We start from the raw sequence: 15,231 nt of genomic DNA, 5'->3' as shown, positions 1-15,231 counted from the left end.
CCTATGTTTGAAGACTTCATCGGCGTCAAACCGGTATCTGAGCGCCAGCAATTCGATTTACAGGCTTTATGGCAGTATTTGCGCAGCCAATTGGCGTGGCTGCCGCCAGCCTTGCCGCAACTGTCCCAATTCAAAGGCGGCCAATCCAACCCCACTTTTTTTCTCGACTGTGGCGAACAGCGCTTTGTGCTGCGCACCAAGCCGGGACCTGCGGCCAAGCTGCTCCCTTCCGCGCACGCGATTGAGCGTGAATACCGCGTCATGGATGCGCTCTCGCGCAATGGATTCCCGGCCCCGCGTCAGTTTTTAGTGTGCCAGGATGAAAGCATCATCGGGCGCGCTTTTTATCTGATGGAATATATTGAGGGCCGCGTGTTATGGGATCAATCCCTGCCCGGCATGAGCCAGGCTGAGCGCGCCGCGCATTATGATGAAATGAACTGCATCATCGCCGCCCTGCATCAATTTGACTATGCCGCTGCCGGTTTGGCTGACTATGGCAAGCCGGGCAATTATTTTGCGCGCCAAATTGAACGCTGGAGCAAGCAATACCGCGCCGCCGAAACTGAGCACATCGCGGCGATGGAAGAATTAATCGTCTGGCTGCCGCAGCATATTCCGGCGGGTGACGATTGTTCTATCGTGCATGGCGACTTCCGCATGGACAATCTGATTTTCCACCCCACAGAGCCGCGCGTGCTGGCGGTGCTGGATTGGGAACTCTCCACCCTGGGCCACCCGCTGGCGGATTTTTCCTATCACGCCATGTCATGGAATATTCCGCCCGGCCAATTCAGAGGCATTGGCGGACTGGATCACGCCGCGCTGGGCATTCCCTCGCAGGAGGCGTATATCGCGCGCTATTGCGAGCGCACCGGGCGCGCCATCCGGCGCGAGGATTTCGATTTTTATCTGGCCTACAATATGTTCCGCTTAGCCGGCATCTTGCAAGGCATTATGAAACGCTATGTCGATGGCACCGCCGCCAGCGCGCACGCGCTGGAAACCGGGCGCGCGGCGCGCTCGCTGGCGGAATTGGCGCTGCGCCATGCACATGCCGCCGCCGGCAACTGAGGACTTTTTATGGATTTCGCATACTCTGCGCGCTGTCAGGATCTGCATGCCCGCCTGACTGCTTTCATGCAGCAATACATCTACCCGAATGAGCAGGCGTTTTACCTGGAAGTGGCCGAAAATGGCCGGCTCTACAATAACCGCTGGCTGCCGACGCGCTTGATTGAAGGCTTGAAACAAGAGGCGCGCGCGACTGGCTTATGGAATTTATTCCTGCCCGGTTCCGAGCTGGCGCCTGAGGGTTTATCCAATCTGGATTATGCGCCGCTGGCGGAAATCATGGGGCGCGTGCCCTGGGCCCCTGAAGTGTTCAACTGTTCCGCACCCGACACCGGGAATATGGAAACGCTGGAGCGCTACGGCACGCCGGCGCAAAAAGAGCGCTGGCTCAAGCCCCTGCTGGCTGGCGAGATGCGTTCCGCCTTCGCCATGACTGAGCCGGCGGTGGCATCTTCCGACGCCACCAATATTTGCACCTCCATCATTGCAGATGGCGATGACTATCTGATCAATGGCCATAAATGGTGGATTTCCGGGGCCGGCGATCCGCGCTGCCAGCTATTCATTGTGATGGGCAAAACCGACCCGCATGCGGCGCGCCATAAGCAGCAATCCATGATCCTGGTTCCCTCTGACACGCCCGGCATCACCATCAAACGGCCCTTGCCGGTATTCGGCTATGACGATGCGCCGCACGGCCATTGCGAAATCCTGTTTGAAAATGTGCGCGTGCCCAAGAGCAATATTCTGTTGGGCGAGGGACGCGGCTTTGAAATCGCCCAGGGCCGGCTGGGGCCGGGCCGCATCCACCACTGCATGCGCGCGATTGGCGTGGCGCAACGCGCGCTGGAATTGATGTGCCAGCGTTTGTCGCAGCGCCAGGCTTTTGGCCGGCTGCTGTCTGAACAGGGCGTATGGCGCGAGCGCATCGCCGAAGCGCGCATCCGCATCGACTGTGCGCGCCTGCTGACCTTGAAAGCGGCGTGGATGATGGATACCGTGGGCAATAAGGCGGCGCAGGCGGAAATCGCCATGATCAAGGTTTTGGCCCCGACCGTGGCGCAAGATGTGCTGGATTGGGCGATTCAAGCGCATGGCGCCGCCGGCGTCTCGGAAGATTTTCCGCTGGCTTATCAATGGGCCGGCAACCGCACCTTGCGTCTGGCCGACGGCCCGGACGAAGTGCACCGCAACGCCATCGCCAAACTGGAATTGGCGCGTTACCAAGTGCAGGATGAGGATGGGCCGCCGATTACACGCAGCTGAGTCAGGCGCAAATGCCAGCACCCTGCCCCAGCCTTTGCCCTTGTGGCGACGCGCCGGCCTGGCGGCAGCTTGCGGCATTGCCCTGTTTGGCGCGCTGATTCATTTGCTGGCGCCATGGCTAGGCGCTGAGTGGTACGCCTTTTTAGGCGCGCCGGCGGCGGCGGTGGAATCCGCCCGCGTTCAGGGCGCTTATGCATTCTGGTCCGGCATCGGCATAGGCGGCTTGATGTTATTAAGCGCTGCTTACGCCTGGGATGTGGCGCAAGTCCGCATGCGCTTGCCGCTGACGCGCGCGGCGGTGTGTACGCTGACGCTTTTGTGCACTGTGCGCGGCGGCTTGATTTTTCCATTGCTGTGGCGGCATGGGGATAAGTTGACGGCGTTTGATATTACTGGCTCGCTGGTGTGGTTGGTGGCGGGGCTGGGGTTTGTTTGTGGAATGCGACGGCATTAATTTCACCTTTGCAGATTTCATTTTCAATCTAAGGAACTGATATGAGCATTCAGCACTGCACAATAGTTAGCACATCTGATAAGCAGCTTGGAAAAATTCTTGATAAGCTGGCAAATATATTTGGGGAATTTGACGCAACCCTCACCATTTTAAATATACCTGCATCTGAAATTCGCTTGCCAAATCCCAATAACAGTGCCTACCTGAAAGCAATCTCATTAGATTCAAATCTAATTACATCTTTCCATGCGAAAATAAACGATGTTATTTTTAGCTACAACAGGAATTACATCGCAGAAACTCAGTCCAGATCATTCATCTATGACTCCCTATCCATAAATCCGCAAACATCCCACCCAGATGAAAAAACAATTGAAACATGTGCACTAATACTTAAGACATTCAAACCAATTCCAATACCACTCCCTCTTAGCGGCAATGAACATTATAATTCACTTCAAACGCTACAAGAAACAATTTTTACAGAATTAACACAACAACAGATAAATTTGCATGAGCAAACTATTGAATTAAACAAAAAATTGCATGAGCAAATTAGTGAAAAATATTCCGAATTGGAAGCTGAATTTCAAAAGAAGCACGCCGACTATGAAAATGAATATCAAAATAGAATACAAAAGCTAGATGAGAAGGAGCATGCCCTTAATGAACGAAGCAAAGAAATTGATGAGAGTGATAATACCTTTGCAAGGCGGCAAATACGGGACCGAATGCTAAAAGACGTCGCAGAGCGAGTTAAGAATTTTAATTTATCTGAAACAACCATCAATGCAAGAAATTCCGTAAAAAAAGGAATGTGGGGACTTATAGGCTTATTAGGAGGTTTGTTTGTATGGTCAATTTATGACATCTGGCAATCAAATGGCTCCTACTCTATTTTTCAAATTGCAAAATTTGCAAGCACCTCTCTCTTCTTATCTTGCTCAATTCTCTATTACATACGCTGGCAAAATCAGTGGGCGAGTTCATTGGCATCGACCGAACAGGCTCTGCAACAATTTCATATTGATGTGAACCGCGCAAACTGGGTAGTTGAAACCTTACTGGAATGGCGCAAAGAAACTGATGCAGAAATTCCGCAAGCTTTGATTGAAAAACTTACACATGGTTTATTTCACGGCATCGAATCGCCAACGCCAGTTTTACATCCAGCTGATGAACTGGCCTCCGCATTATTTGGCAGCGCTTCAAAATTATCACTCAACTTAGGGGGGAATACTGTTGAAATCGACAAACCTTCTTCAATTCCAAAAGTAATACCTTCGAAATCACCGAGCAACGGCTCATAAAAGCCAATGCTCATGATGCATCAATTTAAAATTAAAGAATCAAAACAGTCTATCCAACGAAATCGGGAGTTCAGCCATATTGAACTCCCGATGCGTTGATATATTGTTTCATGCACTTGATAGTTGGGCATTACTTTATTAAGTCAGCGTATGGCGGTAATTCTCCAAATTTCTCAAGCGCTGCCTCATAGGATTCCTTCAAGTCTGCTGCAGCCAAATCAAAAGAGAGCAAAAGTTGCTCAATTTCTTCAGGATTATCCACCTCATCTTGATTCAATAGCGCATCCAGGCGTTTAATTTCAGTGTTCACGCATTGAATTGCGACCATCAACGTTTGTGCTTTGATACTCATCTCTACTCCTATAAGCCACGGGCTTTTTCATATTGGCGACGAATCGCATTTCTCACAAAATTATCCAAATAGCCCATCAGTACTTCTTTAAACATGGGCTTGGCTGGCATGATAGTATAATGCGTTGCTTTTAAACGATCGTTATAGCTGTCCTTCTTAACTTTCAAATCAGGGGGGATTTCAGTTCCCTCAGGCAAATAAAAGTCACCATCTGCCCGCCGTAATACACCTGCTCTGTCAAATACAGACGTCCCGCCCGTATCCGGCTCATACATAGCCGTAATTTTATTTGGGACAATATCAGGTGGGCGCTTAGCAATTCCGCCACCAGCTTCCACACCAAAAGTTGGATGCAAAATTGCAGCAATGTCAGATGCGTCAGCCAAATCCCGATCAGGCTTCAGATAGCAACTTACATCAACAGGAAAATTGCTCTTAAATACCGCACGATATAAATCAACGCTGGTCTTCTCATAGTCATAACTCATTTATTTCCCCTCAAGAAAATTACCAAAACAACAATTAAACTGCATGAAAACAATGGAATTATAGCAAAAATACACCTCAGAACTCAGCTTTGCACACTTAAATTCACAATACTTACACATGTGATTCTTCGCGAGAAGTTATCAGATTACCATCCAATTGCTTCCTAAAACTAATTTCCTGACTACTTATACTTTTTCACACTCGTCTCCACCGTGTCATCTGCTTGCTCAGGCCAGGATTTGTGTAAAAAATACATAGATACTTAGGTATCTAAAGTTAGATAGTGGTGCGACTTTCTTTGTGACTAATGATAATTTCCTAACTAAAAGCCCATCTATTTACCAGTAGCGCAATAATCGAATTGCTTTGACAGTAATCTGATCGCATCGCCTGGCTTGCAAAGTTTCGATATTTCGATAATAATCGAAATATCGAAACAAAGCGCAGCTCATCATGTCTGATTCCATCTCTCTCAGCGCGACCTTGCGCAGCCAAAGCAGCTCCGCCGTGCCTGCACTGTTGGCGCTGGCGCATGAAGTGCGCTTGAGCATTTTCCGCTTGCTGGTGGTGGCCGGGCCTGAGGGGATGCCGGCTTCCAAACTGGCCGAATTGCTGGCCATGCCTGCGTCTTCGCTGTCATTTCATCTGAAAGAATTAAGCCACGCCCAATTGCTGCATAGCAAAACGCAGGGCCGCTTTGTGATTTACAGCGCGAATTTCGCCAAGATGCAGGAATTAATCGCTTTCTTACTCGACAACTGCTGCCAAGGCGCCAGTTGCGATCCCGCCGCAGCGCTTGAGGCAGCCAATCCGCTTTGCTGCGGCCCCGCCACTTCAGTCCATTCAGGAGAAGCCATATGAAACGCATGCATATCCATATCTCGACCGATGATCTGGCCGCGTCTATCCGTTTTTACAGTCAGATGTTCGGCAGCCAGCCCAGCGTGCAAAAAGAGGATTACGCCAAGTGGATGCTGGAAGATCCCAAGGTCAATTTCGCTATTTCCACCCGTCCCGGCGTGGCCCCTGGTTTGAATCATCTCGGTATGCAAACGGAAAATGCCGCCGAATTGTGCGAGCTGGGCGCGCGCTTGCGCGGGCTGGAGCAGGAAGTGATTGAAGAAGCCGATGCGCAATGCTGTTATGCGCAATCGGATAAATATTGGGTGCATGACCCGGCTGGCATTCCCTGGGAAGCCTTCCACACCCTGGGCAATATTCCGGTATGGGGCGAAAACCATGCGCCACAGGGACAAACCGAAGAAAGCGCGCAGGCCGGCGCCTGCTGTGCGCCGCCCAAGCCCAAAATGCGTATTGATGAGTTGGCCAAAGCCAAGGCAGCAGCTTGCTGCGCGCCGGGCAGTCAGTGTTGTTAATTTTTCCCATCAGGAGTGAGTATGTTGAATGTTTTGATTTTATGCACCGGCAATTCGGCGCGCAGCATCATGGCCGAAGCATGGCTTGCGCATCTGGGTGCGGGCCGTTTTCAGGCGTTTTCAGCCGGCAGCAAACCGGCCGGGCAGCCGCATCCACAAGCGCTGGCGCAAATCGCCCGATTCGCGCCGCAGTTGGCGACACACCCCTGGCGCAGCAAATCATGGCTGGAGTTTGCTGAGCCGACAGCGCCGCAAATGGATATTGTGATCACGGTGTGTTCCAATGCGGCAGGCGAAACCTGTCCGCTGTGGCCGGGCAGCCCGGTCTCCGCACATTGGGGTTTTGAGGACCCGGCCGCCGCTGACCCGGCGCAGCAGGCTGTGGCGTTTGCCGCAATCAGTGCGCAAATCGAAGCGCGCATTCGCGCCATGCTGGCCTTGCCGCTGGAGCAAATGGATGCGCCGGCGCGCCAGCTGGCTTTACGTCAATTGGCGCAACAAACCCCGGCTGCGGAGTCTGTGGCATGAGTCAGAGCAATGCGCGCGCTTTGCTGGCTGAAGCCCTCGGCAGCGCTTTGCTGCTGGCGGTGGTGGCCGGTTCCGGCATCATGGCGATGCGCCTGGCCGGCGGCAATATCGCCTTGGCGCTGCTGGCCAATGCGATTGCCACCGGCTGCGGCCTGGTGGTGTTGATTATGTTGTTCGGCCCGCTGTCAGGCGCCCATTTCAATCCCATGGTGTCGCTGTATTTCGCCTGGCGCGGCGAGTTGGCGCCGCGTCTTTTGCCGGGCTATATCGTGGCGCAATGCGCTGGCGCGGTGCTGGGCATCGCTGCGGCGCACGCGATGTTTGATTTGCCGCTCATCAGTTCCGGGGTGCAGGTGCGCAGCGGCGGCGGACTGTGGTTTGCCGAGGTGGTGGCCAGCTTTGGTTTGCTGCTTTGCATTATCGGCTTGAAGCGCAATCGGCCTGAGGCGATTCCGTATGCAGTCGGCTTGTATATTTGCGCCGCATATTGGTTTACCGCTTCGACCTCATTCGCCAATCCAGCCGCCACCCTGGCGCGCGCGTTCACCGACACGTTTGTCAATATCCGCCTACTCGATGTGCCGGCTTTCATGCTGGCGCAGTTAGCCGGCGGCGCCCTGGCGGCGCTGTTGGGAACTTGGTTGTTCGGCAAGGAGTAAGCCCTACTCCATCTGAATCGCCGCATTTAAGCGTTTGATAGTTTCGTCCGGCACAGATTTGCTGCACATGATGTGGCGGGTCTTGCCGGGCGGACTATCGGGAAATTGCAAAATCTGAAAATCATCGGCGTTAAAGCCGGCCTGGCGCACCAGATATTCCGCCTCTTCTCTGGCGGCGAACATCATATCCGCGCGATTGCCTTTAAGCATTTGCAACATTTCCAATACTTCGCCATTGGAATACACCAGATTGGGCTGCGCTTTACTCATCATCTCGTCGATATCACCATACGAAAATCCGTTTTTCAGCAGAACGCGGTGACGCCGGTCGCTCAAGACATTGATCAATTTGGCCCCGGCTTCCAAGCGCATTTGGCGGTTGGCGATCACGACAAAGGGCTGGTCGCGATAAATCGCCTTGGTGAATTTGGCGAATACCTCTCTATCCGGCTTGTGAAACCAGCCGATGGCGCAGCTTTGACTGGCGTTTTTGCGCAAGCTTTGTATTTGCCGGTCGGTGGACAGGATTTCCCACACAAAAGAAATCCCTGCGCTGGTGAAGGCGCGCGCGGCTGGCGTGCCGGTCAGGCCGGAGGCTGAGCCGTCAGCATTGGTCACCAGATACGGCGGCCTTTCATTGTAAAGCAGGGTCACGCTGCTCGCCTTCGGGCTGGCCTGCGGCGTGGCGCTGCAGATGGCGCAGCTGAGCATTGCAGCGAGGCTTGCGCACCAATCCCGCCTGGAAAAAAACGCTGAGGTTTGCATTGCTTACTCCCGCTCTGCCGCAACTGTCGGCAAGGTGACATAGAAAGTTGCGCCCTGTCCCTCGATACTGTCAAAACCGATCTCGCCGTCCATTTTTTCAACCATCATCTTGGTCAGTGACAGGCCCAAGCCGGTGCCGGCGTATTTACGTGTCACTGAGCTGTCTGCCTGACTGAATTTTTCAAAGACACGTTCTTTATAGGAATCGGAAATGCCGTCGCCATGATCTTGCACAAAGACGCTGACGCTGCCTTCTTTCATAATCAAGCCGATTTCCACCTTGCCATTGGCGGGCGAAAATTTAATCGCATTTGAGAGCAGATTGCCCATCACCTGCAACATTCTGCTGCGATCAAGCAGCACTGTCACCGGCGCGGCGGGTAATTGTTCCAGCTGCAAATGCACATTGAATTTTTGTGCAAAGCCCAGGTTGTTTTCTATGGCCTGTTGCAAGATATCGCGCAAATCATTTTTTTCGCGTAAAAACTGCAAGCCGCCGTATTCCAGTTTTTCAAAGTCCAGCAAATCATTGATCAACAGCGCAAGACGCTCGGCATTGTCGTTGGCCAGGCGCAAAAGCTTGGCCGCCTGATCCGGCAATTGCCCTCCCACGCCGCCGCACAACAAGCCCAGCGAGCCGCGAATTGAGGTCAAGGGAGTACGCAATTCATGCGACACCGCTGAGACGAAATCGGCTTTGAGTTGCTCCACCCGTTTGCGCTCGCTCAAGTCGTGCACGATCACAATGAACAGCGCTTCTTCCGATTCGCTCACCCGCGCCACCGAAAGCTCCAACGCCACCCGCACATTGTCATAGCGCCGCCCCATCACTTCAGTGGGGTGCTTTTTCAGCGCCAGCTCAAACAGGCTGATGCTGCGCCCTTCGGGGAAAAACAGGCTGGAGAAATTTTGCTGCTGCAAGGCGTCCGCCGAAAATCCCAGCATGCGGCAGATGCCGCGATTGGCGAGTTGGATGCGGCCATGCGTGTCCACGCTCAAAATGCCATCCACGGCATAGTCAAGCACCAGATGCAGGCGTTGTTCGCTGGCGTGCAAATCCATGGTGCGTTGCTGCACCAGGCTTTCGATACTCCATGAACGGCCCGAGACTATCAAAAGATACATGCCGACAATGCTGGCAAACAACATGCCGCCGACCAGCGTGCCCCAGGAAACCCAAGCCTGTTGCCGCTCCTGATAGGCGCGGGTGGGCTTGATTTGGATGCGCAATTCGCGTCCGCCCATATCAAGGCTGAATTCCTGACTCTGCGCGCGGTTATCCGGCTCGCGTATGATGGAATCGTAAAACACCTGCAAATGGCCCTGGCGCGAGGCGTCGCCAAAGCGCACTAAAATCGCCTGCCGGTCATGTTCGCCCAGGATGTGTTCCAGCACTTCACTGAGCTGCAAAATGCTCAGCACCACGCCTTGTATCGCGCGCCGCCGCTCGGCCACACTCATGCCCACCGTTTTACTGTCAAACACTGGCGAAATCAGGCAGGCGTAAATCTGTCCCGGATGCCCCGGCAAGACGCTGTTGGCGATCACCGCATTGGGCAGGCCGACATTGCGCGCGTCGGCAATCGCCTGACGCAGCTGGGCATGGGCGCTTAAATCCAGTCCAGGCAGATTGGTGTTGTCCAGTAAGGGCGCGGCGTATTGCACCGGGAAATATTCGTCCTGCTCTTCGCGCAAGCGCACGCTGAGGGTGGCCGGATCGAGGCTTTGCAGGCTGCGCCCGCCTTCGAGCTTGCTTTCAAATTCAGCCCGCCTGGCATGCGGCAGATGCGGGGCCCAGGCAATTACTTGCAAGGCGGCGTAATTGCTGATCGGTTGCGCCACAAAATGATTGAATTGTTGCGGACTGACTTCACTCACCGCCCCAAACAGGGACACCACGCTCTTTTGCAAGTCGATAAAATAATCCAGCCGCGCTTGCAAGCTCGTCACCAGCCTTTGCGCGCGATCTTGAAATTCGGTTTGCATGCGCTTTTGTTCCCATTCGCGCACCAGTGCGTAACTCAAAACCACCATCAGCAAGGTGGCCAGCAAAGGGGTCAGCAAATTAAAGCGGCGTGCGCGCCAGATTGCCTGCGGCTGGCCAAACAGGGTCAAAAACACCGGGGTGATGGTCAGCACGCCCAAGGCGTCGCCAAACCACCAGGTCAGCAAGTTGCGCAGTAATTCGGTTTGATTGATTTTGCCAAACAGCCACAATGCGGTGATTCCGCATGTGGCGTTGATGCAGCAGCCCAGCACAGCCAGGGACATGAACAACAAAATACTGCGATTGTTATCCAAGGCCGACGGGTATGAATGAAAGCGCCGCATCAAGCCGGCGCTGAGGCCGGCCTGCAACATGGCGCCGCAGGCGATGCACAGCGAGAGCAATAAATTTTCGCTGCTGATCTGGAAATTGCTGCTGATCGAGAGGTTTAACAGTAAGGAGCCAAGACCGATGCCCGGCAGAATGCGCCAGCCAAAGCATAAAGCAGCGCCCAAGGCCAAGCCTGCCGGCGGAAAAATCGCCATGGCAAATCCGGGCGGAATCGCCAGCCAGCGCGCCAACCAGCCCAGCGCCATATAGGCCACGCCCAGCGCCAGCAAGGCTGGCAGGTAATACATCAGTCGCATCGGATGGGACAAACTCATGCATGCCTCATGTATTGACTTATCAATAGCGGCTTGCCGACTCAGGTTCAGACAATGTGCTTTGCAGATGGTATAGCCATCACTCCGCAGTGGCAAGCGCGCGCACTCACTTATCGCGTAAAAAGTCACGCCGCTGCACAAGCTGCACGTTGGATAAAAAATGCATAAAAAAACTTGCTGCGTTAAAAATAAACATTGCCCAATGGAAACTTGTGTACAAGAATGCTCATGGGCGGTTTGATTGTTTAATTGGCAATCAAAATCAAAAACATTGATTTTTTCTCTATGGAGGTGGGGTAAGCACACATGTCGTACAGCCGCGCACAGGCACACACAGCCAGGTCTGTGACGCCGGCATTCAGCAATGCACGCAAACAACAAGAAAAAGGTGTCATGATGAAAACAATAAACAAGAATATGCTGCAGGCACTGCTGTGCAGCACGGGTTTTCTGTTAAGCGCTTGCGGCGGCGGGCAGGATTCCTCAGAACCTGGCAAGAACGTCAGGCTTTTTTCCGGCAGCCAGCAGGGGGGCGGCAATAGCATCAGCCCGATGCCGCTGACATGCGCAGAGATGGCCAGCCAGACAGTGCCGGCGTCGGTGATTGGCACAGGCGACGCCAGTCTGGCCACCAATGGCGCCACAATTGAATCGGTGCAATTGATTCCCGCAGGTGCGCCACTGCTGGGGGCGTTGCCGGCCCCGCTGGAATTATGCAAGGTGATTGGCCGCATCGCCCCCTTGGACAGCAGCGCTGAACCGATCCGCTTCCAGCTCAATTTACCCACCGCATGGAATCAAAAAGCCATGATGTATGGCGGCGGCGGCTATAACGGCGTGCTGGCCAATATTCCCTCAGGCGTCAACAATATCGCCATGGCGGGCAGCGCGGATGCGTCGCCGCTGGCGCGCGGTTACGCCACCTTCGGCAGCGATTCCGGCCACACTTCCGCCTCGCCATACACATTCGCCGGTCGCGATGGTTCATTTGCCCTGCATCCGGAAAAATTGCGCAATTATGCCGGCGATGCACTGAAAAAAACTCATGATGCGGCGCGTTATCTGATTCAGTTGCGCTATGCGCAAGCGCCATTGCGCATGTATTTTCAAGGCGCCTCCACCGGTGGCCGCGAAGCATTGATTGTGGCGCAGCGCTGGCCGCAGGATTTTGATGGTTTGATCGTCCTGGCGCCGGGCTGGAATACGGTGGCGCTGGATTTGAAATTCGGTCAGCTCAGCCGCGCTCTGACGCAAAGCGGGGTGTATATGAGCCAGGCCAAACTGAGCTTGGCGCGCGATGCGGCGATCCTGCATTGTGATGCGCTGGATGGCGCAACTGATGGCGTGATCAGTCATGTCAAAGCTTGCGAAGACAGTTTCAATCCCGCTACCGCCAGCACCAATGGTCTGGCCGGCGGCCCGCCATTACGCTGCCCCGGCGGGGTTGACAGCGGCGATGACAGTTGTTTGTCCGACGCCAATATCGACTATTTGAAAACTATGAAGAAAACCTTCAAATTTCACTACCGGCTGGCGAGCGGGGAGAAAAGCTATCCCGGCTACCATGTGTGGGGGGCAGACCTGGGCGTGGGGCCGGCGGGCAGCCTGCAACGCATTTTAGGCTTGAATCTGCAAGCCCCAAGCATGAGCGCAATCAGTCCGGATATGCCTTTCAGCAGTGTGTTTTATGATCAGTGGATCAAGTACTTTGTCAGCGCCAATCCAGGGCTGATCGGCGCCACGGTGGACCCGGCGCAGCCCGGCGTATATCAAAGCAGAATCCAGGCGCTCTCCGATTTACTGGACGCCAAGCCGGATCTGCGCGCCTTTGCCGCGCGTGGCGGCAAGCTGATCATGGCGCAAGGCTTGGCTGATTCTGTGGTTGCGCCACGCGCCACCAAGGCGCTGTACAAGATGCTGCGTCAGAATCTGGGCGGGCATACTGCGCGCAACAGCATTGTGTATTGGCAGATTCCCGGCTATGGCCATGCGCTCGGGCCGGCTTTCAATGCCGGCATGGATGTGATGAGCATGTTGGAGAGCTGGGTGGAGAGCGGTGTGCGTCCGGAGAATCAGATTGTGTACGATAAAATGCCGGCCACCGCAGGTCGCAGCCGTCCGCTGTGCGAATATCCGAAATGGCCGCAATACCGCGCCGGCGATATCAATCTGGCCGCCAGCTTTGTCTGTGTCGATGAGGATGAAGAAGACGATGATTAAGCTGTCGCCGGCTGTTGCTGTACGGCCTATGCTGCGCTTTGCGCGGCATAGGCCGCCCCCATGTGTCGTTGGTTCCTCGTAAAAAAAGCATAAAAAAACCTGTTATACAGATGAATTATGTTGCCGCAAGGAAATTCGATCTCTACAATCTGCCTCGTTTGAATGCATTCGCCGCCAAGCTGCACTGTCTGAAAGCAGACCATCCAGGCTTGGTTTTCCTGTATCAGCTTTGCTTAATAAGGAATGCTTTATGATCGAGTTTAAGAAAAATCGCATATTAGAAGCGCTGCTTGCTTGCAGCAGTTTGTTCTTGAGTATGCCCGCTTTGGCCCAGGGCGCAGCAACTTCCAGCATCAGCGCCAGCCCGCTGAGCTGTGCCGAATTGGCCGGTCTGACGATTCCTGCGAGCGTAATTGGCGGCGGCGATGCGGCCCTGGCTACGAATGGCGGCGCAATTGAATCGGTGCAATTGATTCCTGCCGGCGCGCCATTGCTCGGCGCGTTGCCGGCGCCGCTTGAATTATGCAAGGTGATTGGCCGCATTATGCCGCTCGACAGCACTGCAGAGCCGATCCGCTTTCAACTCAATCTGCCGACTGCCTGGAATCAAAAAAGTATGATGTATGGCGGCGGCAGCTACAACGGCGTGCTGGCGAATATTCCCTCCGGCGTCAATAATCTGTCCGTCGCGGGGGCGGAGCATCCGAGTCCGCTGGCGCGCGGTTACGCCACCTATGGCAGCGATTCCGGCCATACCGCCAAACCGCCCTACACCTTTGCCTCGCGCGATGGCTCGTTTGCCACCAATCCTGAAATGTTGCGTAATTATGCTGGCGATGCGTTAAAGAAAACCCATGACGCCGCGCAATATCTGATCATGCAGCGCTATGCGCAAGCGTCGCAGCGCATGTATTTCCAGGGCGCATCGAATGGCGGGCGGGAGGCCTTGATTGTGGCGCAACGCTGGCCGGAAGTATTTGAAGGCATTTTCGTTATGGCGCCGGCCTGGAATATCGTTGAAATGGAATTGAAGTTTGGCGAAATCAGCCGCGCGCTGACCAAGCCGGGGGCGTATATGAGCCAGGAAAAATTGGTCTTGGCGCGCGATGCCGGGATCAAACATTGTGATGGCCTGGATGGCGTGATGGATGGCTTGATCAGCAATGTGGCCGCATGCGAAGCCTCGTTCAATCCGCAAACCGCTACTGTTAACGGCCAGCCGGATGGCGCGCCATTGCGTTGCCCCGGCGGTATAGACAGCGGCGATAACACTTGCCTGTCTGATGCGAATATTGCGGTGCTGCGCACCATGAGCCGCCCTTTCAATTTCCATTACACCCTGGCCAACGGCGGGCGGCATTATCCCGGCTTGCATGTCTGGGGCGGTGATCTGGGTGTGGGGCCGGCTGGCAGCTTGTCGCGCGTGCTTGGCATGAATTTGCAAGCGCCCGGCATGACGCAGGCAAATGCGGACATGCCCTTTTACAGCGTGTTTTACGACCAGTGGATGAAATTTTTTGTGGCGCAAAATCCGGCCTTGATCGGCGCCACGGTCAACCCCAAGCATCCCGGCGCCTATCTGCCGCGTATTTCTGAGCTGTCATTATTGCTCAATGCCAAACCGGATCTGCGCGCCTTTCACGCGCGCGGCGGCAAGATGATTTTGATGCACGGCTTGGCTGACACCGTGGTCGCGGCGCGCGGCACAAGCGAATATTACAAAGCAGTGCGCAAGGGCTTAGGCCCGCACGCCACCCGCGACACGCTGGTGTATTGGCAGGTGCCGGGATATGGCCACACCATGGGCCCGGCCTTCAATGCCTCCATGGATGCATTGACGATGCTGGAAAACTGGGTGGAAAACGGGGTGCGTCCGGAAAACCAGATTATCCAGGACAGAATGCCGGCTACCGCAGGTCGCAGCCGTCCCTTGTGTGAGTTCCCCAAGTGGCCGCAATATCAGTCCGGCGATGTGAATCTGGCCTCCAGCTTTGTCTGCGTTGAAGCGCATGAAGGGCGCCATCATGAGCACGGGCATGAATATGGCCACTGATCTGCGCTGTTGATTGATGTGCACTGTGCTTTG

At 54.5% G+C, this 15,231-nt stretch carries 15 protein-coding genes; 10 read left to right on the top strand and 5 right to left on the bottom strand.

The window, feature by feature from the left end:
- Positions 1-3 precede the first annotated feature (3 nt).
- Genes V8J88_RS09510 through V8J88_RS09495 form a run of 4 tightly spaced genes read left to right on the top strand, consistent with a single transcriptional unit; the run spans position 4 to position 4,104 of the window.
- Positions 4-1,074 (top strand): phosphotransferase, encoded by a 1,071-nt coding sequence (locus V8J88_RS09510; RefSeq protein WP_338849177.1) that lies wholly within the window; start codon positions 4-6, stop codon positions 1,072-1,074.
- A gap of 9 nt (positions 1,075-1,083) precedes the next feature.
- A complete protein-coding gene (locus V8J88_RS09505; RefSeq protein ID WP_338849175.1) occupies positions 1,084-2,340 on the top strand; it encodes an acyl-CoA dehydrogenase family protein in 1,257 nt (418 codons plus the stop codon).
- Positions 2,315-2,794, top strand: a complete 480-nt coding sequence (locus V8J88_RS09500; RefSeq protein ID WP_338849173.1) for a hypothetical protein — start codon at positions 2,315-2,317, stop codon at positions 2,792-2,794. Before V8J88_RS09505 ends, V8J88_RS09500 begins: the two co-directional genes overlap by 26 nt.
- A 41-nt stretch (positions 2,795-2,835) precedes the next feature.
- Complete coding sequence (locus V8J88_RS09495; protein ID WP_338849172.1) at positions 2,836-4,104, top strand: hypothetical protein; 1,269 nt, start codon at positions 2,836-2,838, stop codon at positions 4,102-4,104.
- A 130-nt stretch (positions 4,105-4,234) separates the two neighbouring features.
- Here V8J88_RS09495 and V8J88_RS09490 read toward each other — a convergent pair whose 3' ends face one another.
- On the bottom strand, positions 4,235-4,456 hold the full coding sequence (locus V8J88_RS09490) for a hypothetical protein (RefSeq protein ID WP_338849171.1): 222 nt from the start codon (positions 4,454-4,456) through the stop codon (positions 4,235-4,237).
- An 8-nt stretch (positions 4,457-4,464) separates the two neighbouring features.
- On the bottom strand, positions 4,465-4,944 hold the full coding sequence (locus V8J88_RS09485; protein WP_338849170.1) for a hypothetical protein: 480 nt from the start codon (positions 4,942-4,944) through the stop codon (positions 4,465-4,467).
- Positions 4,945-5,398: 454 nt separating this feature from the next.
- On the opposite strand from V8J88_RS09485, the gene V8J88_RS09480 reads away from it, so the two are divergent.
- Genes V8J88_RS09480 through V8J88_RS09465 form a run of 4 tightly spaced genes read left to right on the top strand, consistent with a single transcriptional unit; the run spans position 5,399 to position 7,508 of the window.
- Positions 5,399-5,806, top strand: coding sequence for a metalloregulator ArsR/SmtB family transcription factor (locus V8J88_RS09480; RefSeq protein ID WP_338849169.1), 408 nt, complete (start codon positions 5,399-5,401; stop codon positions 5,804-5,806).
- Positions 5,803-6,321 (top strand): ArsI/CadI family heavy metal resistance metalloenzyme, encoded by a 519-nt coding sequence (locus V8J88_RS09475; protein WP_338849168.1) that lies wholly within the window; start codon positions 5,803-5,805, stop codon positions 6,319-6,321. The genes V8J88_RS09480 and V8J88_RS09475 overlap by 4 nt, the downstream gene beginning before the upstream one ends.
- A 21-nt stretch (positions 6,322-6,342) precedes the next feature.
- Positions 6,343-6,849 (top strand): arsenate reductase ArsC, encoded by a 507-nt coding sequence (locus V8J88_RS09470; RefSeq protein WP_338849167.1) that lies wholly within the window; start codon positions 6,343-6,345, stop codon positions 6,847-6,849.
- Positions 6,846-7,508, top strand: coding sequence for an MIP/aquaporin family protein (locus V8J88_RS09465; protein ID WP_338849166.1), 663 nt, complete (start codon positions 6,846-6,848; stop codon positions 7,506-7,508). Before V8J88_RS09470 ends, V8J88_RS09465 begins: the two co-directional genes overlap by 4 nt.
- 3 nt (positions 7,509-7,511) lie before the next feature.
- On the opposite strand, the gene V8J88_RS09460 is transcribed toward V8J88_RS09465, so the two are convergent.
- The 3 genes from V8J88_RS09460 to V8J88_RS09450 form a co-directional block, all read right to left on the bottom strand.
- On the bottom strand, positions 7,512-8,162 hold the full coding sequence (locus V8J88_RS09460) for a transporter substrate-binding domain-containing protein (RefSeq protein WP_338849165.1): 651 nt from the start codon (positions 8,160-8,162) through the stop codon (positions 7,512-7,514).
- Between the two features lie 114 nt (positions 8,163-8,276).
- The gene (locus tag V8J88_RS09455; RefSeq protein ID WP_338849164.1) at positions 8,277-10,925 is read right to left on the bottom strand and encodes an MASE1 domain-containing protein; all 2,649 of its coding nucleotides are present in this window, start codon (positions 10,923-10,925) and stop codon (positions 8,277-8,279) included.
- A 245-nt stretch (positions 10,926-11,170) separates the two neighbouring features.
- Positions 11,171-11,536 carry a hypothetical protein gene (locus V8J88_RS09450; protein ID WP_338849163.1) on the bottom strand — a complete coding sequence of 122 codons (366 nt, stop codon included), beginning with the start codon at positions 11,534-11,536 and terminating at the stop codon, positions 11,171-11,173.
- Between V8J88_RS09450 and V8J88_RS09445 the strand changes: the two genes are divergently transcribed.
- Both V8J88_RS09445 and V8J88_RS09440 read left to right on the top strand, forming a co-directional pair.
- Positions 11,499-13,145 carry a tannase/feruloyl esterase family alpha/beta hydrolase gene (locus V8J88_RS09445; RefSeq protein WP_338849162.1) on the top strand — a complete coding sequence of 549 codons (1,647 nt, stop codon included), beginning with the start codon at positions 11,499-11,501 and terminating at the stop codon, positions 13,143-13,145. The genes V8J88_RS09450 and V8J88_RS09445 overlap by 38 nt on opposite strands.
- Before the next feature lie 316 nt (positions 13,146-13,461).
- A complete protein-coding gene (locus V8J88_RS09440; RefSeq protein WP_338849862.1) occupies positions 13,462-15,198 on the top strand; it encodes a tannase/feruloyl esterase family alpha/beta hydrolase in 1,737 nt (578 codons plus the stop codon).
- Positions 15,199-15,231: the final 33 nt, after the last annotated feature.

Source organism: Massilia sp. W12 (genome assembly GCF_037300705.1).
Lineage (GTDB): Bacteria > Pseudomonadota > Gammaproteobacteria > Burkholderiales > Burkholderiaceae_D > JACPVY01.
The sequence above is the reverse complement of the archived record's forward strand: the minus strand, read 5'-3'. Positions and strand labels throughout refer to the sequence as shown.

Coding starts and splice junctions, on each gene's coding strand:
- V8J88_RS09510 (WP_338849177.1), top strand. CDS start 4: ATGTTTGAAGACTTCATCGGCGTCAAACCGGTATCTGAGCGCCAGCAA.
- V8J88_RS09505 (WP_338849175.1), top strand. CDS start 1,084: ATGGATTTCGCATACTCTGCGCGCTGTCAGGATCTGCATGCCCGCCTG.
- V8J88_RS09500 (WP_338849173.1), top strand. CDS start 2,315: ATGGGCCGCCGATTACACGCAGCTGAGTCAGGCGCAAATGCCAGCACC.
- V8J88_RS09495 (WP_338849172.1), top strand. CDS start 2,836: ATGAGCATTCAGCACTGCACAATAGTTAGCACATCTGATAAGCAGCTT.
- V8J88_RS09490 (WP_338849171.1), bottom strand. CDS start 4,456: ATGAGTATCAAAGCACAAACGTTGATGGTCGCAATTCAATGCGTGAAC.
- V8J88_RS09485 (WP_338849170.1), bottom strand. CDS start 4,944: ATGAGTTATGACTATGAGAAGACCAGCGTTGATTTATATCGTGCGGTA.
- V8J88_RS09480 (WP_338849169.1), top strand. CDS start 5,399: ATGTCTGATTCCATCTCTCTCAGCGCGACCTTGCGCAGCCAAAGCAGC.
- V8J88_RS09475 (WP_338849168.1), top strand. CDS start 5,803: ATGAAACGCATGCATATCCATATCTCGACCGATGATCTGGCCGCGTCT.
- V8J88_RS09470 (WP_338849167.1), top strand. CDS start 6,343: ATGTTGAATGTTTTGATTTTATGCACCGGCAATTCGGCGCGCAGCATC.
- V8J88_RS09465 (WP_338849166.1), top strand. CDS start 6,846: ATGAGTCAGAGCAATGCGCGCGCTTTGCTGGCTGAAGCCCTCGGCAGC.
- V8J88_RS09455 (WP_338849164.1), bottom strand. CDS start 10,925: ATGAGTTTGTCCCATCCGATGCGACTGATGTATTACCTGCCAGCCTTG.
- V8J88_RS09445 (WP_338849162.1), top strand. CDS start 11,499: ATGGCCAGCCAGACAGTGCCGGCGTCGGTGATTGGCACAGGCGACGCC.
- V8J88_RS09440 (WP_338849862.1), top strand. CDS start 13,462: ATGCCCGCTTTGGCCCAGGGCGCAGCAACTTCCAGCATCAGCGCCAGC.